Here is a 22,179-nt window from a genome sequence, read left to right on the forward strand (position 1 = left end):
GGCGTGCCACGGCGGGCCTTCGCGGGACCACCCCGGCCTGCCCGCCGTGGAGCGCCTCACGCGGGAAAGCGGCGGTCCACCCACTTCCACAGGAGCTCCAGGACGGCCGCCGCCACCACCGCGATGCCCACCGCGACCGACGGGACCGTCGCCCCGACCAGCTTCAGCGCGAAGAAGTGCTGCAGGGACGGCACCATCAGGACGAACAGGAACGCCACGCCCATCGCGGTCACCAGGGCGACCCGCCACCAGGTGTAGGGCCGCGCGACGACGGCCAGCACCCACAGGGAGATCAGGAAGAGCGTCAGGGTGGCCGCGCTGGTCTGCGCGTCCAGCGAGCCCGGTCCCGTATAGGCGTGCCGGGCGATCAGATAGGTGGTGAAGGTGGCGACCGCCGCCACGACCCCGCCCGGGATCGAGTACCGCATCACCCGCCGTACGAAGTGGGGTCTGGCGCGCTCCTTGTTGGGTGCCAGCGCCAGGAAGAAGGACGGGACGCCGATCGTCAGGGTCGACAGCAGGGTCAGATGCCGGGGCAGGAACGGGTACTCCACCTGCCAGCACACCACCAGCACCGCGAGCAGCACCGAGTAGACCGTCTTCACCAGGAAGAGCGTGGCCACCCGCGTGATGTTGCCGATCACGCGCCGGCCCTCGCCGACCACCGACGGAAGCGTCGCGAAGCTGTTGTCGAGGAGCACGATCTGCGCCACCGCCCGGGTCGCCTCCGAGCCCGAGCCCATCGAGACGCCGATGTCAGCGTCCTTGAGCGCGAGCACGTCGTTGACGCCGTCGCCCGTCATCGCCACCGTGTGCCCGCGCGACTGGAGCGCGCCCACCATGTCCCGCTTCTGCCGCGGGGTGACCCGGCCGAAGACGGTGCCCTTGTCCAGCGACTTCGCCATCTCCGCCTGGTTGGAGGGCAGTCGGCGGGCGTCCACGACCCGGCCGGAGACACCGAGCTTTCCGGCCACCGCGCCGACGGACACCGCGTTGTCGCCGGAGATCACCTTGGCGTGGACGTTCTGGTCGGAGAAGTAGCGCAGGGTGTCGGCGGCGTCCGGGCGCAGCCGCTGCTCGAGGACGACCAGGGCGGTGGGCCGGGTGCCGTCCTTGACCCGGGCGTCGTACAGGTCCCGTGAGGCACGGGCGAGCAGCAGCACGCGCAGCCCCTGCTGGTTGAGCCGCTCGGTCTCGGTCAGGGCCGGGTCGTCGGGGTCCAGGAGGACGTCGGGGGCGCCCAGCAGCCAGGTACTGGACTCGCCGTCGCCCTCGCTGAAGGACGCGCCGCTGTACTTGCGGGCGGAGGAGAAGGGCAGCGCCTCGGTGCAGCGCCACTCCTCGCTGTCGGGGTAGGCGTCGATGATCGCCTGGAGGGAGGCGTTCGGGCGCGGGTCCGCCTCGCCGAGTGCGCCGAGCACCTTGCGTACGTACGTCTCGTCGGAGCCCTGGAGCGCCCGCAGTTCGGTGACGTCCATGCCGCCCTCGGTGAGCGTGCCCGTCTTGTCCAGGCAGACGGTGTCGACGCGGGCCAGCCCCTCGATGGCGGGCAGTTCCTGGACGAGGACCTGTTTGCGCCCCAGCCGGATGACGCCGATCGCGAAGGCCACGGACGTCAGCAGCACGAGCCCTTCCGGGACCATCGGCACGATGCCTCCGACGGTGCGGGCTATGGAGTCCTTGAACCCGTGCTGGTTGACCACCAGCTGGCTGATGACCAGGCCCACCGCGGTCGGGATCATCATCCACGTCACGTACTTGAGTATCGTGGAGATGCCGCTGCGCAGCTCGGAGTGTACGAGTGTGAAGCGGGTCGCCTCCTCGGCGAGCCGGGCGGCGTACGCCGCCCGCCCCACCTTGGCCGCCTTGAAGGCGCCGCCTCCCGCGACGACGAAGCTGCCGGACATGACCGGATCGCCGGGCTGCTTGACGACGGGGTCGGCCTCGCCGGTGAGCAGGGACTCGTCGATCTCCAGCCCGTCGGCCTCGACGCAGGTGCCGTCGACCACGATCTTGTCGCCGGGCGCGATCTCGATGATGTCGTCCAGCACGATCTCGGACGTGCCGACCTCGGCGGCCACGTCGTCCCGGCGCACCGTGGGCCTCGCCTCGCCGATCACCGCGAGCGAGTCCAGGGTCTTCTTGGCGCGCCACTCCTGGATGATGCCGATGCCGGTGTTGGCGATGATCACGTATCCGAAGAGGCTGTCCTGGAACGGCGCGACGCACAGCATGATCAGCCAGAGCACACCGATGATCGCGTTGAAGCGGGTGAAGACGTTCGCGCGGACGATCTCGCCCAGGGAGCGGCTGCTGCGGACCGGGATGTCGTTGACCTCGCCGCGGGCGACCCGCTCGGCCACCTCGGCGGAGGACAGTCCCCGAGCCCGCTCCGGCAGGGCGGAGGAGTGCACGGGATCGAGTCCGGCGCCCGCGTCGATGTGCGTCATGCATTCGACGGTACGTGCGGATATGCGCCTTCACCTGCCGAGCGCCCCGAAGGTACGACCCGGCCGGAACCGCTCTCGTCCGGTGGTCGCACGGGCGGCCCGGACCCGGCTGCGGGGCTACTGCCCGGCGGCAGCGGCCCGCTTGGCAGCCGCGTCCCGCTTGATCGCCGCGTCCCGCCTTCGCACGTACCAGATGCCGATGCAGCCGAGGCCCGCGCCGGCCAGGCACGTCCACAGCCACCAGGTGTGACCGTGGTCGGCGAACCAGCCGTAGAACGGGAGCTGCACCAGGAAGAGGACGAACCAGAGGATGGTGCCGCCGGTGATGGTGGCGACCACGGGGCCCTCAAGGGGCTCCGGCGCCTCGTGCCTGGGGGTCCACTTCGCCATGCGCACAGCTTACGAGGGGATCGGGCGGGAGCGGGAGAAGCCCCCTGCGCCCTTGTGCACCAAGGATCTACGCGCGGAGATAGCGATCAGTGCACTATATGTTCATACTGAAACTGTTCGAGTCTGGCCACTTGTATTCGTACGAAACACCAACGGCAGCGTTGGGGGGAGTCTGTTGGTGATCAGGCGAAGGCGAGACTCGATCACGTTTGTCACCGGTCCCCCGCACCCCTGAAGGTCCCGCATGCCCACCTCGGCCCCCGCCAAGGCCTCCGCTCCGCAGCAGCCCGGTACCCGGCCCCCGTCCGGCGTCCTCGACCGCTACTTCAAGATCTCCGAGCGGGGAAGCACGCTGTCGCGTGAGATCCGCGGCGGTTTCGCCACCTTCTTCGCGATGGCGTACATCATCGTGCTGAACCCGATCATCCTCGGCAGCGCGAAGGACATGTACGGGCATCACCTCGACCACGGTCAGCTGGTCACCGCGACCGCTCTGACCGCCGCCTTCACCACGCTGCTCATGGGCGTGATCGGGAACGTCCCGATCGCGCTGGCCGCCGGCCTCGGTGTGAACACGGTCGTCGCGCTCCAGCTCGCGCCGCGCATGTCCTGGCCGGACGCGATGGGCATGGTCGTCCTCGCCGGTTTCGTGGTGATGCTGCTGGTCGCGACCGGTCTGCGCGAGCGCGTCATGAACGCCGTGCCGCTCGGGCTGCGCAAGGGCATCTCGATCGGCATCGGCCTGTTCATCATGCTGATCGGCCTGGTGGACTCCGGCTTCGTCACCCGCATCCCGGACATCGCCCAGACCACGGTTCCGCTCCAGCTCGGCGCGGGCGGCCACCTCACCGGCTGGCCGGTCCTGGTGTTCGTACTCGGCACGCTGCTCACCTTCGCGCTGATCGTCCGCAAGGTGCCGGGCGCGATCCTGATCTCGATCGTCACGATGACGGTCCTCGCGCTCGTCCTCAACGCGGTTGCCAAGATCCCCTCCTGGGGTCTGACCGTGCCGAAGTGGCCGGGCAACCCGGTCGCCAGCCCCGACTTCGGCCTGATCGGCAAGGTCAGTCTCTTCGGCGGCTTCGGCAAGGTCGGCGTGCTGACCGGCATCCTGTTCGTCTTCACGGTGCTGCTCTCGTGCTTCTTCGACGCGATGGGCACGATCATGGGCATCAGCGACGAGGCCAAGCTGACGGACGCCGAGGGCAACATGCCGGGCATCAACAAGGTCCTCTTCGTCGACGGCATTGCCGTCGCGGCGGGTGGCGTCAGCTCCTCCTCGGCCACCACCTGCTTCGTGGAGTCCACGGCCGGCGTCGGCGAGGGCGCCCGCACGGGCTTCGCAAATGTCGTGACGGGCGCCCTCTTCGCGGTGGCCCTCTTCCTCGCCCCGGTCGCCACGATGGTCCCCTCCCAGGCGGCCACCCCGGCGCTGGTCGCGGTGGGCTTCCTGATCCTTTCCAACTCGGTCAGGGAGATCGACTGGGCGGACCACACGATCGCGATCCCGGCCTTCGTGACGATGATGATGATGCCGTTCACGTACTCGATCACGAACGGTATCGGCATGGGCTTCATCACCTTCGCGGTCCTGCGTCTGGCCGCCGGGCGCGGCCGGGAGGTTCCGGTTCCCATGTACGTCGTGGCGGCGGTCTTCGGTTTCTACTACCTGATGCCGGCGCTGGGCCTGACCTGATCCGGATCGGCCGGGGCGGGGAGCCCGGCCGAACGTCCTCTCCCGGGGTCAGGTGACCCCGTAGAACCTCTCCGTCTCCTCGACGGCGGCCTGGAACCGCTCGTCGAAGTCACCGCGGATGAGCGTCCGGACGACATAGTCCTGGACGCTCATTCCTCTTTTCGCGGCGTGGTGCCGGAGCCGGTCGAGCAGCTCCCCGTCTATCCGCACGCTGAGCACGCTGGTCCCCATGCGTACGAGGGTTGCCGCACCCGAGAGGGCGCTGCGTCACGTTCCGCCGTCATGTCACTCATATGGGTGATACGCGTAGCTCGGGAGTTTCGCTGACGGGCCTGAAGGCGCGGGCCCCAGTGGTCGGAGTCACCCTTTCGGCGATGCGCTCCGGTGGTCCTTAGAGAAGGTAATGAGTTATCCTAAAGAGCATGGTTGACCTGACCCATGGCGACGACGCTGCCGCCGTGAACGCTCTGCGCTCCGCTGTGATGCGCCTGTCGCGCCGACTCAAGCACCAGCGGGTCGACGAGTCGCTGAGCCCGACCGAGATGTCCGTGCTCGGCACCCTCTCCCGCTGCGGCTCCGCCACCCCCGGCGAGCTCGCCCGCAAGGAACACGTCCAGCCGCCCTCGATGACCCGCATCGTGGCGCTGCTCGAGAGCAAGGGCCTGGTCAGGCTGGAGCCGCACCCCGAGGACCGGCGCCAGAAGGTGGTCACGCAGACCGAGCAGGCCGAGGCGATGCTCGAGGAGAGCCGCCGCAAGCGGAACGCCTTCCTGGCCGGACTGGTCGAGGGACTGGACGAGGAGGAGTGGGGGAAACTCCGCGCCGCCGCCCCCGTGCTGGAGAAGCTCGCGCACCTGTGACCAGGGCGCACCCATGACAGACGCGGCCCCCGCCCGCGTGCGTACGAAGCCGTCATCGCAAGGAGGCGAACCCTTTTGAGTTCGGGACCCGGAGCAGCTTCCGCCCCCGCACCGACCACCCACGACTCCCCGACCGCCCACGACTCCCCAACTGCCCACGACGCCCACCCGGCCCGGACCGACTCCGCCTCCTCGGCTCCCGGGAGCCCCGCGTCCGCCGACGGGGCCGCGCCCCGCAAGTCGTCGATGTTCAGCTCCCTGCGCGTCCGTAACTACCGCCTCTTCTTCATCGGCCAGGTCGTCTCCAACACCGGCACCTGGATGCAGCGCATCGCCCAGGACTGGCTGGTGCTGAGCCTGACCGGCTCCTCCACCGCCGTGGGTGTCACCACGTCGCTGCAGTTCCTGCCGATGCTGCTCTTCGGCCTGTACGGCGGCGTCCTGGTCGACCGCCTCCCCAAGCGCCCGACCCTGCTCGTCACCCAGTCGGCGATGGGCGCCACGGGCGTCGTCCTCGCGCTACTGACCCTTTCCGGCCAGGTCCGGGTCTGGCACGTCTACCTCGCGGCCTTCGCCGTCGGACTCGCCACGGTCCTCGACAACCCGGCCCGCCAGTCCTTCGTCTCCGAGATGGTCGGCCCCCGGCAGCTGCAGAACGCGGTCAGCCTGAACTCGGCGAACTTCCAGTCCGCACGTCTGGTCGGCCCCGCGGTGGCGGGCGTCCTGATCACCGGCGTCGGCACGGGCTGGGCGTTTTTGTTCAACGGCCTGTCCTTCGTCGCCCCCATCGCCGGTCTGCTCCTCATGCGCTCCCGCGAGCTGCACGTCGTGGAGCGCGCGCCGCGTGGCAAGGGCCAGCTCCGTGAAGGTCTGCACTATGTCGCCGGGCACCCGGAGCTGATCTGGCCGATCGTGCTGGTCGGCTTCATCGGCACCTTCGGCTTCAACTTCCCGGTCTGGCTGTCGGCGTACGCGGACGACGTCTTCCATGCGGGTGCCGGCGCCTACAGCCTCTTCAACACGCTGATGGCGGTGGGCTCGTTGGCCGGCGCGCTGCTCGCCGCCCGCCGCGGCACGGCCCGGCTGCGGCTGCTGATCGCGGCGGCGGCGGCCTTCGGCGCGCTCGAGACCGTGGCGGCCGGGGCCCCGTCGCTGTGGCTGTTCTCGCTGCTGATGGTCCCGATAGGCATCTTCGGTCTGACCGTGAACGTCACCGCGAACACGGCCGTCCAGATGGGCACCGACCCGGTGATGCGCGGACGCGTCATGGCCCTGTTCATGATGGTCTTCGTGGGCGGTACGCCGCTGGGGGCGCCCGTGGTCGGCTGGATCACGGACGTGTACGGCGCCCGGGTCGGCTTCGCCGCGGGCGGTCTGATCTCGGCCGGGGCGGCCGTGACCATCGGGCTGATCCTGGCGCGCTCCGGCGGGCTCCGCCTGGCCGTGGGCTGGCACCGGGGGCACCCCCGGCTGCGGTTCGTACCGCGCGAGCAGCCGGCGCCCGCATCGGCGTGACCGGGGAAGGGGGCGCCCACGAGCGCAGTCACACGCGCTGTGCCAGCACCTGCCCCGGCCACTGGTCCTCGCCGACCGTGAAGGCCTCCGTGCGCGTGAAGCCGTTGCGCTCGTAGTAGGCGACGAGCTTGCCGTCGTCGCCCGCGTAGCAGTCGACCCGCAGCAGGGTGACGCCCGCGCGCCTGGTCTCCTCGACGGCGTGGGCGAGCAGCGCGCTGCCCACACCACGGCCCGAGAAGCGGTGGTCGGCGGCGAACAGATGGACGTAGCGCTCGGGCTCGTCCACGGGAGCGAGATAGTTGCCGGGGCCGTCGGAGAGTGTGAGGGTGCCCGCGGGGACACCGTCGATCTCCGCGATCCAGGGGGCACCGACCGTCACGTACTTGTGTACCGCCCGCACTGCGCTGGGCCGCCGGGACCAGGGATGGGTGCCCCACTGCCGGGTCCGTCCCTGTGAGACGAGCCACTCGACCGCGCCGTCGAGCAGGCCGAGGATGACCGGGATGTCGTCGGTGGTGCCTTTCCGTATCCGCATGCGGCCCATCATGGCCGGTGGCCGAGTGATCCGTTCCCTGGAATGGTGACGTCATGAGACTCTTCGCGGCGGTGCTGCCACCTCAGGGCGCGATCCATGAACTCGCCTCGATCGTCCATGAGTTGAAGGGACTGCCGGGGGCCGGAGGGGTGCGCTGGACCGAACGCCCGGGCTGGCACTTCACGCTCGCCTTCTACGGTGAGGTGGCGGAGGACGTCGTCCCGGACCTGTCGGAGCGGTTGTCGAGGGCGGCCCGGCACACCGAGCCGTTCACGCTGTCCCTGTGCGGGGGCGGCCGCTTCGGGGGCCGTGCGCTGTGGGTGGGCGCGTCCGGGGACGTGGGGGCGATGCGGCTGCTCGCCGACCGCACGGAGTCCGCGGGCCGGAAGGCGGGCGTGGAGATGGGGGAGCACCGCCGCTACCGTCCGCATCTGACGCTGGCCCGCGGCCGGGGCTCCGCGGACTTCCGGCCGTACGTCACGGCGCTGGACGCGTTCGTGGGGGGTGCGTGGACGGTCGGCGAGCTGTGCCTGGTCCGCAGCCGGCTGCCGAGGTCGGGGATGGCGGGGGAGCACCCGCGCTACGAGACCGTGGAGCGGTGGGGGCTCGGCGCGGACGGGTGATGAGGGCCGGTTAGTCTCGATACGTGGACCCGAAGACCCGTAACCGGATCATGGCCGGTGTGCTTGTGCTGATGTTCGCGGTGGTGGCGCTGACGGCGGCGCTCGGAAAGTAGACCTCCGACAGGGCCCTGCCGGGCGGTTCGCTGTTGCCTCCGGGCCCGCAGGTGCCCCTTTGGCCGCCGCCCGGACGCGGACTCCGGCTGACGCCCGCGCGTGCTCCCGCTGGCGCCCGCGCAGACTTCCGCCGACGTCCGCGCGTGCTCCCGCTGGAATCCGCACAGACTTCCGCTGACGCCCGCGCCGGCTCCCGCTGAGGGCCTGGTCCCGTGACGCATCGCCGGGTCGGGCGAGGCGACCTGCGAGGGCCCACTCTGCGGGAGCGGGCCAGGCGGGGGACGGCCTCGTCCTCGGGCGGTGCTGTTCCTTGGTCGCTTCGGGATCTCCGGGGGCCCAGGATCTCTGGCGGTCCCGGAACCTCGAGCGGTTCCGGAATCTCCAGGGGCGACCGGGCGACCGGGCGAGCGTCCGGGACGGCCCCGCGCCCGTCAGGGGTGGGTGGGTCCGCAGTCTCGGGCGACCACCGGGGGAGACGGCCACCGGGGGGCGTTGCCTGCGGAGGTCGGGCCCCGGTCCTGGGGCTGTGCCGGGGCCCCGGGGCTCTCCCCGGGGCCCCCGACCGGTCGTCGGGCGATGGATTCCGCGGGCGAGTGCCCCGGGACGGGGACTCCCCGCCGACTACCAGGCGAACGCCTCCGGGGACGGGCCCGGGCCCGGGAAGATTTCCTCGAGGCCGGCCAGCACCTCCTCCGGGAGTTCCAGCTCGACCGCCCGCAGGGCCGACTCCAGCTGTTCGGCGGTGCGCGGGCCGACGATCGGGCCGGTGACGCCGGGGCGGGTCAGCAACCAGGCGAGGGCGGCCTCTCCGGGTTCGATTCCGTGCTTGTCGAGCAGGTCCTCGTAGGCCTGGATCTGGGCCCGGACGGAGGTGTTGGCGAGCGCGTCGGCCGAGCGGCCGGAGGCACGCCGGCCGCCCTCGGCCTCCTTCTTGATGACACCGCCGAGCAGGCCGCCGTGCAGCGGCGACCACGGGATGACGCCCAGTCCGTACTCCTGCGCGGCCGGGACGACCTCCATCTCGGCGCGGCGCTCGGCGAGGTTGTAGAGGCACTGCTCGCTCACGAGGCCGATCGTGCCGTGCCGGCGGGCGGCGATCTCGTTGGCCTGGGCGATCTTGTAGCCGGGGAAGTTGCTGGAGCCGACGTAAAGGATCTTCCCCTGTTGCACCAGGACGTCGATGGCCTGCCAGATCTCTTCGAACGGGGTGTTCCGGTCGACGTGGTGGAACTGGTACAGGTCGATGTAGTCGGTCTGGAGTCGCTTGAGGCTGGCGTCGACCGCCCGCCGGATGTTGAGGGCGGAGAGCTTGTCGTGGTTGGGCCACGCACGGCCGTCCGGGCCCATGTTGCCGTACACCTTGGTGGCGAGCACGACCTTGTCGCGCCGGTCGCCGCCCTTGGCGAACCAGTTGCCGATGATCCTCTCGGTACGGCCTTTGTTCTCGCCCCAGCCGTACACGTTTGCGGTGTCGAAGAAGTTGATGCCCGCGTCCAGTGCCGCGTCCATGATCGCGTGGCTGTCGGCCTCCTCGGTCTGGGGGCCGAAGTTCATGGTCCCGAGGACGAGCCGACTGACCTTGAGTCCTGTGCGTCCGAGCTGCGTGTACTTCATGACTGCCTAGCCAACGGGGTGGAGTGCGCTCCAGGCAAGGGAGTTGACCGCCGGTCGGGTCAGTCGCGGGGGAACCAGTCGGCTTTGAGGGTGAGGCCGAGGGGAGTACAGCGATACGCACGGTGACCAGGGCCCGCCGGTACCCGGTCAACCAGTCCCAGCAGCGTACGGTTGTCCGAACCCCCACCCCTCGTACATCGCCCCCGCGTACGCCGCCGCGATCTTGTGCTCCCCGCTCGCGTTCGGGTGCGTGCCGTCATAGGTGTCCATGTGGACGTCGTACGACGACGGGGTCGAGGCCAGCAGGAGTGGCGAGCGGGGCTCGTCCAGGTCGGCAACCGTCTTCGCCAGGAGTTCGTTGAAGAGCTCCACCTGGGCCGCGAACGGGGCGTCCGCCTGTGCCCGGACGTTCGGGATCACGGGCAGCAGGACCATACGGACACGGGGGTTCGCGGTCCGGGCCTGGTCCACGAAGCGCCGTACGTTCTCCGCCGTCTGCTCGGCGTTCGTGTAGAAGCCGAGGTCGATCAGGCCGAGGGACACGAGCAGCACGTCCGCTCGTGCCTCCCGCACGGACCGGGCGATCAGCGGCGTCATGTGCGCCCACCCCTCGCCCCAGCCCGCCAGATGGGCGCGGGGGAAGTCCGGGTCGGCGTAGGCGTACGACGTCGCAGTGTCCGTCGCCTTGTCGTACAGCGTCTCGCGCGGGCCGACGAGCGTGAACGGGCCGCCGTAGGTGGCGCACAGGTGCTGCCACAGCCGGTAGCGCCATGTGTGTTCGCCCGCGCTTCCGATCGTCATGGAGTCGCCTACGGGCATGAGCCTGAGCATCCGCTCATCATGGACGATCGCCGTGGGACGCATGTGGGACGTATGGGGCGGGCCGGTGTGAGGATCGACACGCCCTCCCCCGCACCGGTCGAACGGGCCGGGCCGCCGGTGGACCCCGTCGCACCCGTCGACCTGTGGGCCACCGACGCCGCCTTCTCGCCCGACGGCCGACAGCTCGCCGTACGCGGCTACTTCGGCGGCATCGCCTCACGACGAGACGGAGAGGCGAGACGGAGAGGCGAGACGGAGAGAGGCGCCCGGCCGGTGTGCCGGGCGCCTCTCATCCGAGTACCGGGAAGGTCAGAGCTTCTCGATCACGTAGTCGATGCACTGCGTCAGCGCCTCGATGTCCGCCGGGTCGATCGCCGGGAACATCGCGATACGAAGCTGGTTGCGGCCGAGCTTGCGGTACGGCTCGGTGTCGACGATGCCGTTGGCACGAAGAACCTTGGCGACGGCCGACGCGTCGATCTCGTCCGCGAAGTCGATCGTGCCGATGACCTGCGAGCGCTTGGCCGGGTCGGCGACGAACGGGTTGGCGTACTTGACGTCCTCGGCCCAGCCGTAGAGCGTGCGCGCCGAGGTGGCCGTGCGGCGCACCGACCAGTCGAGGCCGCCCTGACCGTTGAGCCACTCCAGCTGCTCGTTGAGCAGGAACAGGGTGGCGAGGGCCGGGGTGTTGTACGTCTGGTTCTTGCGGGAGTTGTCGATCGCCGTGGGGAGGCTGAAGAACTCCGGGATGTGGCGGCCGGAGGCGTGAACGCGCTCGGCGCGCTCGATCGCGGCGGGCGAGAAGACTCCGATCCACAGGCCGCCGTCGGAGGCGAAGGACTTCTGCGGGGCGAAGTAGTACACGTCGGTCTCGGCGATGTCGACCGGGAGGCCGCCGGCGCCGGAGGTGGCGTCCACGAGGACCAGGGACCCGGAGTCCGCGCCCTCGACGCGCTTGATCGGCATAGCGACGCCCGTAGACGTCTCGTTGTGCGTGAAGGCGTAGACGTCGACGCCCGTCTCGGCCTCGGCCTCGGGGTGGGTGCCCGGGTCGGTGGAGATCACGGTGGGCTCGGCCAGCCACGGGGCGAGCTTCGCGGCCTTCGCGAACTTGGAGGAGAACTCGCCGAAGCTGAGGTGCTGCGACTTGTTCTCGATCAGACCGTGGGTCGCGATGTCCCAGAACGCGGTGGAGCCGCCGTTGCCGAGGATGACCTCGTATCCGTCGGGGAGCTGGAAGAGCTCGCGGATCCCCTCCCGCACCTTGCCGACCAGGTTCTTGACCGGGGCCTGGCGGTGGGACGTGCCGAGCAGGGAGCTACCCGTGGCGGCGAGGGCGTCCAGCGCCTCGACCCGCACCTTGGAGGGACCCGCGCCGAAACGACCATCCGCGGGCTTGATGTCAGCAGGAATCTGGATATCAGCCACGAGCCGGAGGGTATCCCGTCGGTGAAACCCGGCGGAACCGTGTCCGTTCGATGAGACGAGCCCTCCGGTCCGTGGACTTGTGAGGACCTACGAGGTCAGCCGCACCGGCAGCAGGGGGTGGACGCGCGAGCCGTGGCCCATGGCGAGGTGCCGGTTTCTCCGGTTCTTTGTTTCCCGGGTGATGCGAAGGCGTCCGGCGTACGGCTGTCCGGCGTCCGGCGTCCGGTGCCCGCGGTCTGCCTTCGCCGTGGCGGCCGGTTCCCCGTTGGTCGTCCTCGAACCGAGGTGCGCGGCCGCGCTCCGTGCGGACCTGCCGGCACGCGGTCCTCGGCGACGCGCCCGACCGCCGGCCGCGCGCGGCCGGCGGGCCTGACCGGTGAACTGTCGGGTGGCTGCTGCGGACTCGCGGGCGACTTCGGCTTCGCAAAGGGCCACTTCGAGGTGGAGGGGGCCTGCGCCGAGGACCAGCTGCTGCCCGCGGTGCGGAGCACGCCGGAGCGGGCGGTCGTCCTCGCGGACGGTTTCTCCTGCCGCACCCGGCTGGAGCAACTGGCCGGTCGCAGGGCGCAGCCCCTGGCCCAGGTGCTGGCCCAGGGGCTGGAAGGGTCCGGGGAATGACGACCAACGTGGTGAACTCCGCGTCGGCGAAGTGGCGGCACCGCGGGACCTCGGAAAGATGGATAGGGCGGTGCTGAGCGGGCTCGCCCCGGCCGGTGACCGCGACACCGCGACGCCCGGAACCGGCTCCGGCCCGTCGGCGTCCGTACAGCGTCACCGCCTCCCCCGAGGAGCCCCGAATGGCCCTAAGTGTCCGCCCGATCTCCCGCGAGGATCACCTGGCGTTCATCGCGTCACGGCCGTCGGTCAGTCATATGCAGGTGCCGTCGTGGGGCGAGGTGAAGCCGGCCTGGCGGGCGGAGAGCCTGGGCTGGTTCGAGGGGGGCGGGGACCGGCCGGCCGGGGCGGCCCTGGTGCTGTTCCGCCCGCTGCCGAAGTTGAGACGGTATCTGGCGTATCTGCCCGAGGGGCCGGTGATCGACTGGTCCGCGCCCGACCTCGACCGGTGGCTGAAGCCCCTGCTCGCGTATCTGAAGGGCCGCGGCGCCTTCTCGGTGAAGATGGGACCGCCCGTGGTCGTACGCCGCTGGAGCGCGGACGCCGTCAAGGCGGCGATCGCGGATCCGGGTGCGCGGCGGCTGGGCGACGTGCCGGCCACCGAACACGAGCCGGCCGCAGCCGGTGTCGCGGACCGGCTGCACCGCATGGGCTGGCGGCCGTCCCGGGCGGACGGGGAGGACGGCTTCGCGGCCGGCCAGCCCCGGTACGTGTTCCAGGTGCCGCTCGCCGGGCGGACGCTCGACGAGATCCAGCGCGGCCTCAATCAGCAGTGGCGCCGTAATGTGAAGAAGGCCGAGAAGGCGGGCGTGAAGGTGGTCCAGGGCGGCTACGACGACCTGCCGGCCTTCCACACCCTCTACACGGAGACCGCCGAGCGCGACCGCTTCGTCCCGCGCCCGCTGGCGTACTTCCAGCGGATGTGGACCGCGCTGACGGCTGAGGCCCCGGACCGTATGCGCCTCTACCTCGCCCACCACGACGGCGAGGTCCTGGCCGCCGCGACGATGCTGACGGTCGGCACACACGTCTGGTACTCGTACGGCGCCTCCACCGCCCGGCGGCGCGAGGTCCAGCCGAACAACGCCGTCCAGTGGCGCATGCTGACCGACGCCCACGAGGCGGGCGCCGCCGTCTACGACCTGCGCGGCATCACGGACACCCTGGAGGAGAGCAACCACCTCCTGGGCCTGCTGCGCTTCAAGGCCGGCACGGGCGGTCACGCGGTGGAGTACCTGGGCGAGTGGGACTACCCGTTCAACCGCCTGCTGCACAAGGCAGTGGACCTGTACATGTCCCGCCGCTGATCCGGATGGCACGATGTCGTGCTGTCCGGTGACGTTGACGGCTGCGGACCGGAACTTCACCTTGCGGCGCGGACGGCCCCGAGGGTCTGCGCGAACTGGTCCCGAACCTGTCCGTCATGGAACTCGCGCCGGCCGCCTCACCGGTCGGCATCACCAGCGATCCCACCACTGGAAGCCGGCTGAACCCGCCGCTGTGCCGGGTGCTCTGCGTCGGACGACGGCCTCCCCCGGTTTCGTCCGTGCCTACCCCTCCGGCCGTGCGACCGCCTTGCTCAGGCCCACCTGCGTCCGTACCGCACCCATGCTGGCCGCGATGACCAGGGCGATCGCCATCGCCTGGGTCGCGGTCAGGGACTGGCCGAGGACGAGGAAACCCGCGGTCGCCGCGATCGCCGGTTCCAGGCTCATCAGGATCGCGAAGGTGGAGGCGGGCAGTCGGCGCAGGGCGAGGAGCTCCAGGGTGTAGGGAAGGACCGAGGAGAGCATCGCCACGGCCGCGCCCAGCCCGACCGTCGTCGGCACGAGCAGCCTCGTGCCCGACTCGACGGCTCCGAGCGGCACGAACAGGACCGCGGCGACCGCCATCGCGAGCGCGAGCCCGTCGGCCTGCGGGAAACGCCGCCCCGTACGGGCGCTGAAGACGATGTACGCCGCCCACATCGCACCCGCGGAGAGCGCGAAGCCCGCGCCCGCCGGGTCCAGGTGGCCGAAGCCCCCGCCGCCCAGCAGGAAGACGCCGGCCAGCGCGAGGCCCGCCCAGATCAGGTTCACCGCGCGGCGGGAGGCGAGCACCGAGAGGGCCAGCGGGCCCAGGACCTCCAGGGTGACGGCGGGGCCCAGCGGGATGCGGGCCGCGGCCTGGTAGAAGAGGCCGTTCATCGCGGCCATGGTGATGCCGAAGACGACCACCGTGCCCCAGTCGGCGCGTGAGTGCCCGCGCAGCCGGGGCCGGCAGACCAGGAGGAGGACGACCGCCGCCACCACGAGCCGCAGGGTGACGACGCCCAGCGCGCCGGCCCTTGGCATCAGGCTCACCGCGAGCGCCCCGCCGAACTGCACGGAGACACCTCCGGCGAGCACCAGCCCGACGGGCCCGAGGGAACCCCGGCGGAGCGGCCCGCCGGGCGCCGCTGATGCGCGGTCCGGCGCGGTCGGGACCGGGGCCGGGGTGGAGGGGACGGCGCTGGGGGTGTTCACGGGGCCTTCCAGTGGGGCTCTGTTTCAAAATTCGTTCATCATGATGTACCTGTAAGTCCAGGGTAGTGGACTGCGTCAGGCGTGTGAACCCTTTATGTGCCTGTGCTGTTTCGGCCGAGTGGGGGATCAGGCGTCGTGGCAGGGTGTCTCGTCACGGAACAGGGGCCGTCCGTCGGGGAGTTGGTCGGGGACGGTGCGGGGCAGGTCGCCGGCGGGCTCGAACGGGAAGTGCTGCGGATTCGGCGCGGCATACGGGTCGGTCGCCCAGCTGCCCTGGTAACCCGCGCCCGCCACCCCCGCCCGCTCCGCGACCGCTCGGACGAACAGCGGCAGTCGCAGCTCCCCCGTGTCCGTGATCGCGTTGTTCTGCGACCGGTGCAGCCGCGCATACGCCCCGCCCCGGGAGAGCAGTTCCTCGTGCCGGCCGGTCTCGACGATGCGGCCCTGGTCGACGACGAGGATGCGGTCGGCGTCGGGCGCCAGGTTCAGGTCGTGCGTGATCATGATCGTGGTACGGCCGGTCATCAGCCGCCGCAGCGGCCTGACCACCCGGCGCGCGGCCATCGCGTCCAGTCCGGTGGTCGGCTCGTCCAGGACGAGGACCGGCGCGTCGCGCAGGATGGCCCGTGCGATCGCGAGGCGCTGGAGCTGACCGCCCGACAACCGGGCCGAGTTGGGCTCGACCTTGGTGTCGTACCCGTTCGGCAGCCCCGTCACGAAGTCGTGCGCGTCCGCCGTCTTCGCGGCCTCGACGATCGCCCGGTCGCTCGCCCCGGGCCGCCCGCAGGCGATGTTCGCGCGGACGGTGTCGTGCAGGACCAGGGTCTCCTGGGGCAGCAGCGTGATGTACTCGCGCAGCCGGGCCAGTGGGAACCTGCCGATCGGGGTGCCGTCGAGGAGGACCGAGCCGGAGTCGGGGTCGTAGAAGCGCAGCAGCATCTTGGAGACCGTGGACTTGCCCGCGCCGCTCGGCCCGGTGATGATCACCAGCTCGCCGGGCCGCACCGAGAACGACAGACCCTCGAGGGCCGCCTTGTCCGCGCCGGGGTAGCGGAAGAAGATGTCCCGCACCTCCATCGCACCGTCGGGCCGGCCCACCGGCACATCCGGGGAACGCGCCGGGTCGCTGACCGAGGGCCGTACGTCCAGGATCTCGATCAGCCGTTCGGCGCCGGCCGTCGCCGCCGTGACCGTGAGCCCGAGCTGGGCCAGGCCGCGGACGGGCGGGTACAGATAGCCGAGGAAGGCGGCGAACGCGAGCAGTTGGCCCAGCGTCATCCGCCCGCCGGAGATCTCCCATGCGCCGAGGCCGATCACCGCGAGCACGCACACGGTCTCGATGACCTGGACGAGCTGCTCGTACAGCTCGTTGAGCCGGGCCGAGCGCACCGCCGCCCGGAACCAGGCGTTCGCCTCCTGCCCGAGCCGCCGCCGCTCCGCGTCCCGTCGGTCGTAGGCCTGGGTGAGCACAATGTTGCCGAGCGACTCCTCCACCACGGAGGTGATCGCGCCGTCGGCGACCCGGCCCTCCCGCGAGACGGACTTGATGCTGCCGGAGAAGCGCCGGGCGGCCAGCCAGAACAGCGGCGCGAGCACGAAGGTCGCCGCCGCCAGGTCCCAGCGCAGCCAGAACGCGGCGGCCGCGTAGAAGACAGCGCTGAAGGCCGCCGAGGCGGCCCCCACGAGACCGGACACGACCATCGTCTCGATCGCTTCGACGTCGCCGGTCAGCCGGGACAACAGGTCCCCCTGCCGGTGTCGTTGGAAGAAGTGCGGAGGCAACTGCTGTACGTGGTCGAAGACATGCTCACGCAGCCGCATCACGAAGCGCTCGGTGATCCAGGCGGCCAGGGAGTTGCCCGCGTACCCGACTGCCGCCCCGAGGACGGCGACGCCGAGCCACTCGGCGGCCGGACGCCGGAACGCGCTCAGTGACCCCTTCTGCAGCGCGTGGTCGGTCAGTTCGCTGAACAGCAGGATGGCCGCGGTCTCGGCGAGCGCGGCGAGCACCGTGCACACCCAGACGGCCACCAGCCGGCCACGCAGCCCCTTGGTCATGGGCCAGAAGCGCCGGAAGGCGGTACGGGCGGGGATGGAGGGGGTGTCGTCGGTCATGCCCACAAGGCTCCGTCATGGAAATTGGCCCCCGCTTTGGAATGCCTGGGCGCAGACTGTGAAGTGCCGGTCGGAAATCGCCGGGAAATTGCGGATGAGGGTCGACGGTGCACCGTCGACCCTCATCATTCTCGCCGGATCAGCTTTCCCGGCCGTGCAGCGGCTTGGGCAGCGGCTTCGGCTCGTGACGCTTCTTCGGGCGCGGCTTCGGCGGGGGCGGGAGCTGCTTCGACTTGGGCTTCGGGGGCAGCGGGGCAAGCTTCTTGAAGCTCATTCCGACTCCTTGAGAGTTTTTGCTTTGCAATGGCGTGAGAATTCTCGGCGGCCAGGGGCGAGAGTTTCCGGTCGTTCATCTCGGGAATTCCGTGCCGTCCGACATGAAAGAACGTACACGGCCCCGATCCGTGCAATGGAAAGGAACGGCAAACAGGGGCTGTGAATGCCTGGGAAAAGCCTTGGGGTCGGCGGAGGAACCTGGGCGCCGGGTGTCCCCGGGGGCCGTAGCTGTGAGATCCCTGGGGAACGGGCCGCGCCCACCGGACGGTGGCGCCGGTTCACCGCCCCGCGGCCGAAAATCAATGCAAGCACGCTTGATTGTTTCTGCGCCCGCTGCCATGCTCCCCACGCACACCGTCGTGGCCCCGAGGGGAGCGCATCGTGTCCGACGCATCGTCCGTGATCGACGATCTGGGCCGGGAGAGCGAGGAACTCGACCGGCTCGTCGCCCCGTTGGGCGAGTCCCGGTGGGCGCTCGCCACGCCCGCCCCCGGCTGGACCATCGCCCATCAGATCGCGCATCTCGCCTGGACGGATCGGGCCGCACTGCTGGCAGTCACCGACGCGGAGGCGTTCGCGGCGGAGGTGGAGAAGGCACTCGCCTCCCCGGAGACCTGGGTCGACGACGCCGCGCGGGCGGGCGCCGCGCTGCCGCCCGCCCGGCTGCTCGCCGAGTGGCGCGCGGGGCGCGCAGCCCTGGGCCGTGCGCTGCACGCCGCTCCCTCCGGCGTCCGCTTCCCCTGGTACGGGCCGCCCATGTCGGCCGCATCCATGGCCACCGGCCGGCTGATGGAGACCTGGGCGCACGGTCAGGACGTCGCCGACACACTCGGTGTGGCGCGCACCCCCACCGACCGGCTGCGGCATGTGGCGCGCATCGGGGTGCGGGCACGTGACTTCGCCTTCGGGGCAAGGGGGTTGAGCGCCCCGCGCGAGGAGTTCCGGGTTGAACTGACCGCTCCCTGCGGGGACGACGTCTGGGCGTACGGGCCCGAGGACGCCGCCCAGCGGGTGACCGGCCCCGCGCTGGACTTCTGCCTGCTGGTCACCCAGCGCGCGCACCGCGCCGACCTTGCGGTGCGGGCCGAGGGCCCGGACGCGGACCGCTGGCTGGACATCGCCCAGGCGTTCGCGGGCCCGCCGGGAGCGGGCAGGCCACCGGCGCGGGAATCGGGAGGCGGGGCCGGGAGTGCCACCCCCGAGGAGGGGGCTCGGTGACCGACGTTCCCGCGCCCCGCGGCCCGGCCCCGGGCACACCCTTCCGCATAGGCAACGCCTCCGGCTTCTACGGCGACCGCTTCGACGCACTGCGCGAGATGCTCACCGGCGGCCCCCTCCACGTCCTCACCGGCGACTACCTCGCCGAGCTGACGATGCTCATCCTCGGCCGCGACCGCCTGAAGAACCCTTCCGGAGGCTATGCGCGCACCTTCCTCGGCCAGCTGGAGGAGTGCCTGGGCCTCGCCCACGAGCGGGGCGTGCGGATCGTGACCAACGCGGGCGGCCTCAACCCGGCCGGACTCGCCGACGCGGTGAGGGAGTTGGCCGACCGTCTCGGCATCCCCGTCCGCGTGGCCCATGTGGAGGGCGACGACCTCACCGCCTCCCTCCCCCAAGGTGTCGACGGCGCTCGACCAGTGGGGACCCCCACGGGCACCCTCGCCGCCCACGCCTACCTCGGCGGCCATGGCATCGCCACGTGTCTGCGCGAGGGCGCCGACATCGTGGTCACCGGGCGCGTCACGGACGCCGCGCTCGTCACCGGGCCCGCCGCCGCCCACTTCGGCTGGGGACCGCGGCAGTACGACCGGCTGGCGGGCGCGGTGGTAGCCGGGCACGTCCTGGAGTGCGGGGCACAGGCCACCGGCGGCAACTACGCCTTCTTCACCGAGCACCCGCCCGCGCTGCTGCGCCGCCCCGGGTTCCCGCTCGCCGAACTCCACGAGGACGGCAGCAGCGTCATCACCAAGCACGACGGCACCGGCGGTGTCGTGGACATCGGCACGGTCACCGCGCAGCTCCTGTACGAGACGGCCGGAGCCCGGTACGCCGGCCCTGATGTCACCGCGCGCCTCGACACGGTCCGCCTCACCCAGGAGGGGCCCGACCGGGTGCGCATCGAGGGCGTGCGCGGGGAGGCGCCGCCCCCGGATCTGAAGGTCGGCCTGAACCGGCTCGGAGGGTTCCGCAACGAGGTCACCTTCGTCCTGACGGGGCTCGACATCGAGGCCAAGGCCGCGCTCGTCCGGGACCAGATGGAAGCGGCCCTGGCCGCGGCCAAGTCCCTCCCTGCCGACGTACGGTGGGACCTCGCCCGCACCGATCACCCCGACGCCCCCACCGAGGAGACGGCCAGCGCCCTGCTCCGGCTCGTCGTACGCGACCCTGCACCCGAGCCGGTGGGCCGGGCACTCAGCGGCGCGGCGATCGAACTGGCGCTCGCCAGCTACCCCGGCTTCCATGTGCTCGCGCCCCCGGGCAAGGGAGCGCCCTACGGGGTCTTCGAGGCCGCCCACGTCGACCGCGCAGCCGTGGACCATGTGGCCGTGCTCCACGACGGGCGACGAATCCCCGTGGCCCCCGCCCACGACACCCTCGTACTCGACGACGTGCCGGAGCCACCGCTGCCCGCGCCTTGGCCCCCGGGCCCGACGCGACGCGCCCCGCTCGGGCTCGTCGCCGGGGCCCGCAGCGGGGACAAGGGCGGGAGCGCCAACGTCGGGGTGTGGGCGCGCACGGACGACGCATGGCGGTGGCTCGCGCACACCCTCACCGTCGACCGCTTCCGCGCACTCCTCCCGGAGACGGCGCACCTGACCGTCGTACGCCGCCTCCTGCCGAACCTGCGCGCCCTGAACTTCGTCGTCGAGGGGCTCCTCGGCGAGGGCGTCGCCGCGCAGCACCGCTTCGACCCGCAGGCGAAGGGCCTCGCCGAATGGCTGCGCGCCCGCCACCTCGACCTACCGGAGGCCCTGCTGTGACGGTCCTTTCGTCCGCGCTGGACGTGGGCAGCCCCGACTACCGCGCGAACCGCGAGGCCATGCTCGCCCGACTCGCCGAACTGGAGGCCGAGCACGCCAAGGCCCTCGCGGGCGGCGGTCAGAAGTACGTCGAGCGGCACCGAGGGCGCGGCAAGCTGCTCGCCCGCGAGCGCATCGAACTCCTCCTCGACCCCGACACCCCCTTCCTGGAGCTGTCCCCGCTCGCCGCCTGGGGCAGCGCCTCCCCCGAGTACACAGTCGGGGCCTCCCTCGTCACCGGCATCGGCGTCGTCGAGGGCGTCGAATGCCTGATCACCGCGAACGACCCCACCGTGCGGGGCGGCGCCAGCAACCCGTGGAGCCTGAAGAAGGCCCTGCGCGCCAACGACATCGCGCTCGCCAACCGGCTGCCGTGCATCAGCCTGGTCGAGTCGGGCGGCGCCGATCTGCCGTCCCAGAAGGAGATCTTCATCCCGGGAGGGGCGATCTTCCGCGACCTCACCCGGCTGTCGGCCGCGGGCATTCCGACGATCGCGGTCGTTTTCGGGAACTCGACCGCCGGCGGCGCCTACGTTCCCGGCATGTCCGACCACGTGATCATGGTCAAGGAGCGGGCGAAGGTCTTCCTCGGCGGGCCGCCACTGGTGAAGATGGCCACCGGCGAGGAGAGCGACGACGAGTCCCTGGGCGGCGCCGAGATGCACGCGCGCGTGTCGGGTCTCGCGGACCACTATGCCGTCGACGAGCAGGACGCGCTGCGGCAGGCGCGGCGCGTGGTCGCCCGACTCAACCACCGCAAGACGTACGCCGATCCGGGTCCGGCCGACCCTCCCGAGTACGACCAGGAGGAGCTCCTCGGGATCGTGCCCGGCGACCTCAAGGTGCCCTTCGACCCGCGCGAGGTCATCGCCCGCATCGTCGACGCCTCCGACTTCGACGAGTTCAAACCGCTGTACGGGACGAGCCTGTGCACCGGGTGGGCGACCCTGCACGGCTATCCCCTGGGGGTGCTGGCCAACGCCCAGGGGGTGCTGTTCAGCGAGGAGTCCCAGAAGGCGGCCCAGTTCATCCAGCTCGCCAACCAGCGCGACATTCCGCTGCTGTTCCTGCACAACACCACCGGCTACATGGTCGGCAGGGAGTACGAGCAGGGCGGCATCGTCAAACACGGCGCGATGATGATCAACGCGGTGTCCAACAGCCGGGTACCGCATCTGTCCGTGCTCATGGGTGCCTCGTACGGGGCCGGCCACTACGGCATGTGCGGGCGGGCCTACGACCCGCGCTTCCTGTTCGCCTGGCCCAGCGCCAAGTCGGCCGTAATGGGCCCGCAGCAGCTCGCCGGTGTCCTCTCGATCGTCGCCCGCCAGTCGGCGGCCGCCAAGGGACAGCCCTACGACGAGGACGCGGACGCCGCCCTGCGCGCGATGGTGGAGCAGCAGATCGAGTCCGAGTCCCTGCCGATGTTCCTGTCCGGGCGGCTGTACGACGACGGGGTCATCGACCCGCGCGACACCCGCACCGTACTCGGCCTGTGCCTGTCCGCGATCCACACGGCACCCTACGAGGGCGCGCGTGGCGGGTTCGGCGTCTTCCGGATGTGAGGCCGGTGACGACTTCGATGTCTTACGGATGTGAGGC

Annotated in this window: 18 protein-coding genes and 1 pseudogene; 9 read left to right on the top strand and 10 right to left on the bottom strand. The window is 71.1% G+C overall.

Translation table 11 applies throughout. The features are described from left to right. Nucleotides 1-56 precede the first annotated feature (56 nt). Both AAW14_RS10485 and AAW14_RS10490 read right to left on the bottom strand, forming a co-directional pair. Nucleotides 57-2,450 carry an HAD-IC family P-type ATPase gene (locus AAW14_RS10485; RefSeq protein ID WP_265562355.1) on the bottom strand — a complete coding sequence of 798 codons (2,394 nt, stop codon included), beginning with the start codon at nucleotides 2,448-2,450 and terminating at the stop codon, nucleotides 57-59. A 117-nt stretch (nucleotides 2,451-2,567) separates the two neighbouring features. Beyond that, nucleotides 2,568-2,840 (bottom strand): DUF2530 domain-containing protein, encoded by a 273-nt coding sequence (locus AAW14_RS10490; RefSeq protein WP_265562359.1) that lies wholly within the window; start codon nucleotides 2,838-2,840, stop codon nucleotides 2,568-2,570. Nucleotides 2,841-3,084: 244 nt separating this feature from the next. Between AAW14_RS10490 and AAW14_RS10495 the strand changes: the two genes are divergently transcribed. Further along, a complete protein-coding gene (locus tag AAW14_RS10495; protein WP_265562361.1) occupies nucleotides 3,085-4,536 on the top strand; it encodes an NCS2 family permease in 1,452 nt (483 codons plus the stop codon). 48 nt (nucleotides 4,537-4,584) lie between these two features. On the opposite strand, the gene AAW14_RS10500 is transcribed toward AAW14_RS10495, so the two are convergent. Further along, the gene (locus AAW14_RS10500) at nucleotides 4,585-4,767 is read right to left on the bottom strand and encodes a ribbon-helix-helix protein, CopG family (protein ID WP_265562363.1); all 183 of its coding nucleotides are present in this window, start codon (nucleotides 4,765-4,767) and stop codon (nucleotides 4,585-4,587) included. Nucleotides 4,768-4,958: 191 nt separating this feature from the next. Here AAW14_RS10500 and AAW14_RS10505 point away from each other — a divergent pair, with 191 nt between their 5' ends. Together AAW14_RS10505 and AAW14_RS10510 are read left to right on the top strand one after the other, a co-directional pair. Continuing rightward, entirely contained in the window at nucleotides 4,959-5,396 is a 438-nt protein-coding gene (locus tag AAW14_RS10505; RefSeq protein ID WP_265562365.1) for a MarR family winged helix-turn-helix transcriptional regulator, read from the top strand. A 246-nt stretch (nucleotides 5,397-5,642) separates the two neighbouring features. Next, on the top strand, nucleotides 5,643-6,911 hold the full coding sequence (locus AAW14_RS10510; protein ID WP_265562481.1) for an MFS transporter: 1,269 nt from the start codon (nucleotides 5,643-5,645) through the stop codon (nucleotides 6,909-6,911). Between the two features lie 28 nt (nucleotides 6,912-6,939). Here AAW14_RS10510 and AAW14_RS10515 read toward each other — a convergent pair whose 3' ends face one another. Next, entirely contained in the window at nucleotides 6,940-7,446 is a 507-nt protein-coding gene (locus AAW14_RS10515) for a GNAT family N-acetyltransferase (RefSeq protein ID WP_265562367.1), read from the bottom strand. 53 nt (nucleotides 7,447-7,499) lie between these two features. Here AAW14_RS10515 and thpR point away from each other — a divergent pair, with 53 nt between their 5' ends. Next, a complete protein-coding gene (gene thpR / locus AAW14_RS10520; RefSeq protein ID WP_265562369.1) occupies nucleotides 7,500-8,069 on the top strand; it encodes an RNA 2',3'-cyclic phosphodiesterase in 570 nt (189 codons plus the stop codon). 735 nt (nucleotides 8,070-8,804) lie between these two features. On the opposite strand, the gene AAW14_RS10525 is transcribed toward thpR, so the two are convergent. From AAW14_RS10525 to serC, 3 genes are all read right to left on the bottom strand, one after another. Next, a complete protein-coding gene (locus AAW14_RS10525) occupies nucleotides 8,805-9,797 on the bottom strand; it encodes an aldo/keto reductase (protein WP_265562370.1) in 993 nt (330 codons plus the stop codon). 147 nt (nucleotides 9,798-9,944) lie between these two features. Next, on the bottom strand, nucleotides 9,945-10,628 hold the full coding sequence (locus tag AAW14_RS10530) for an SGNH/GDSL hydrolase family protein (RefSeq protein ID WP_265562483.1): 684 nt from the start codon (nucleotides 10,626-10,628) through the stop codon (nucleotides 9,945-9,947). A gap of 300 nt (nucleotides 10,629-10,928) precedes the next feature. Further along, nucleotides 10,929-12,047, bottom strand: a complete 1,119-nt coding sequence (gene serC, locus AAW14_RS10535) for a phosphoserine transaminase (protein ID WP_265562372.1) — start codon at nucleotides 12,045-12,047, stop codon at nucleotides 10,929-10,931. A gap of 314 nt (nucleotides 12,048-12,361) precedes the next feature. Here serC and AAW14_RS10540 point away from each other — a divergent pair. Together AAW14_RS10540 and AAW14_RS10545 are read left to right on the top strand one after the other, a co-directional pair. Next, nucleotides 12,362-12,665: pseudogene (locus AAW14_RS10540) on the top strand (FAD-binding oxidoreductase); the annotation flags it as partial. A gap of 179 nt (nucleotides 12,666-12,844) precedes the next feature. Continuing rightward, complete coding sequence (locus AAW14_RS10545) at nucleotides 12,845-13,969, top strand: lipid II:glycine glycyltransferase FemX (RefSeq protein WP_265562374.1); 1,125 nt, start codon at nucleotides 12,845-12,847, stop codon at nucleotides 13,967-13,969. Nucleotides 13,970-14,212: 243 nt separating this feature from the next. Here AAW14_RS10545 and AAW14_RS10550 read toward each other — a convergent pair whose 3' ends face one another. From AAW14_RS10550 to AAW14_RS10560, 3 genes are all read right to left on the bottom strand, one after another. Further along, on the bottom strand, nucleotides 14,213-15,166 hold the full coding sequence (locus AAW14_RS10550; protein WP_265562376.1) for an EamA family transporter: 954 nt from the start codon (nucleotides 15,164-15,166) through the stop codon (nucleotides 14,213-14,215). A 126-nt stretch (nucleotides 15,167-15,292) separates the two neighbouring features. Continuing rightward, nucleotides 15,293-17,281, bottom strand: coding sequence for an ABC transporter ATP-binding protein (locus AAW14_RS10555; protein ID WP_265562378.1), 1,989 nt, complete (start codon nucleotides 17,279-17,281; stop codon nucleotides 15,293-15,295). 139 nt (nucleotides 17,282-17,420) lie between these two features. Then, on the bottom strand, nucleotides 17,421-17,555 hold the full coding sequence (locus AAW14_RS10560; RefSeq protein WP_265562380.1) for a hypothetical protein: 135 nt from the start codon (nucleotides 17,553-17,555) through the stop codon (nucleotides 17,421-17,423). 383 nt (nucleotides 17,556-17,938) lie between these two features. Here AAW14_RS10560 and AAW14_RS10565 point away from each other — a divergent pair, with 383 nt between their 5' ends. The 3 genes from AAW14_RS10565 to AAW14_RS10575 are packed head-to-tail and all read left to right on the top strand — an operon-like array spanning nucleotide 17,939 to nucleotide 22,142. Beyond that, entirely contained in the window at nucleotides 17,939-18,775 is an 837-nt protein-coding gene (locus AAW14_RS10565; protein WP_265562382.1) for a TIGR03084 family metal-binding protein, read from the top strand. Continuing rightward, complete coding sequence (locus AAW14_RS10570; RefSeq protein WP_265562384.1) at nucleotides 18,772-20,538, top strand: acyclic terpene utilization AtuA family protein; 1,767 nt, start codon at nucleotides 18,772-18,774, stop codon at nucleotides 20,536-20,538. Before AAW14_RS10565 ends, AAW14_RS10570 begins: the two co-directional genes overlap by 4 nt. Beyond that, nucleotides 20,535-22,142, top strand: coding sequence for an acyl-CoA carboxylase subunit beta (locus tag AAW14_RS10575; protein WP_265562386.1), 1,608 nt, complete (start codon nucleotides 20,535-20,537; stop codon nucleotides 22,140-22,142). The genes AAW14_RS10570 and AAW14_RS10575 overlap by 4 nt, the downstream gene beginning before the upstream one ends. Nucleotides 22,143-22,179: the final 37 nt, after the last annotated feature.

The organism is Streptomyces hygroscopicus, from assembly GCF_026168105.1.
Classification (GTDB): domain Bacteria; phylum Actinomycetota; class Actinomycetes; order Streptomycetales; family Streptomycetaceae; genus Streptomyces; species Streptomyces hygroscopicus_D.

Coding starts and splice junctions, on each gene's coding strand:
- AAW14_RS10530 (WP_265562483.1), bottom strand. CDS start 10,628: ATGCTCAGGCTCATGCCCGTAGGCGACTCCATGACGATCGGAAGCGCG.
- AAW14_RS10545 (WP_265562374.1), top strand. CDS start 12,845: ATGGCCCTAAGTGTCCGCCCGATCTCCCGCGAGGATCACCTGGCGTTC.
- AAW14_RS10490 (WP_265562359.1), bottom strand. CDS start 2,840: ATGGCGAAGTGGACCCCCAGGCACGAGGCGCCGGAGCCCCTTGAGGGC.
- thpR (WP_265562369.1), top strand. CDS start 7,500: ATGAGACTCTTCGCGGCGGTGCTGCCACCTCAGGGCGCGATCCATGAA.
- AAW14_RS10525 (WP_265562370.1), bottom strand. CDS start 9,797: ATGAAGTACACGCAGCTCGGACGCACAGGACTCAAGGTCAGTCGGCTC.
- AAW14_RS10510 (WP_265562481.1), top strand. CDS start 5,643: ATGTTCAGCTCCCTGCGCGTCCGTAACTACCGCCTCTTCTTCATCGGC.
- AAW14_RS10485 (WP_265562355.1), bottom strand. CDS start 2,450: ATGACGCACATCGACGCGGGCGCCGGACTCGATCCCGTGCACTCCTCC.
- AAW14_RS10495 (WP_265562361.1), top strand. CDS start 3,085: ATGCCCACCTCGGCCCCCGCCAAGGCCTCCGCTCCGCAGCAGCCCGGT.
- AAW14_RS10515 (WP_265562367.1), bottom strand. CDS start 7,446: ATGCGGATACGGAAAGGCACCACCGACGACATCCCGGTCATCCTCGGC.
- AAW14_RS10560 (WP_265562380.1), bottom strand. CDS start 17,555: ATGAGCTTCAAGAAGCTTGCCCCGCTGCCCCCGAAGCCCAAGTCGAAG.
- AAW14_RS10555 (WP_265562378.1), bottom strand. CDS start 17,281: ATGACCGACGACACCCCCTCCATCCCCGCCCGTACCGCCTTCCGGCGC.
- AAW14_RS10505 (WP_265562365.1), top strand. CDS start 4,959: ATGGTTGACCTGACCCATGGCGACGACGCTGCCGCCGTGAACGCTCTG.
- AAW14_RS10500 (WP_265562363.1), bottom strand. CDS start 4,767: ATGGGGACCAGCGTGCTCAGCGTGCGGATAGACGGGGAGCTGCTCGAC.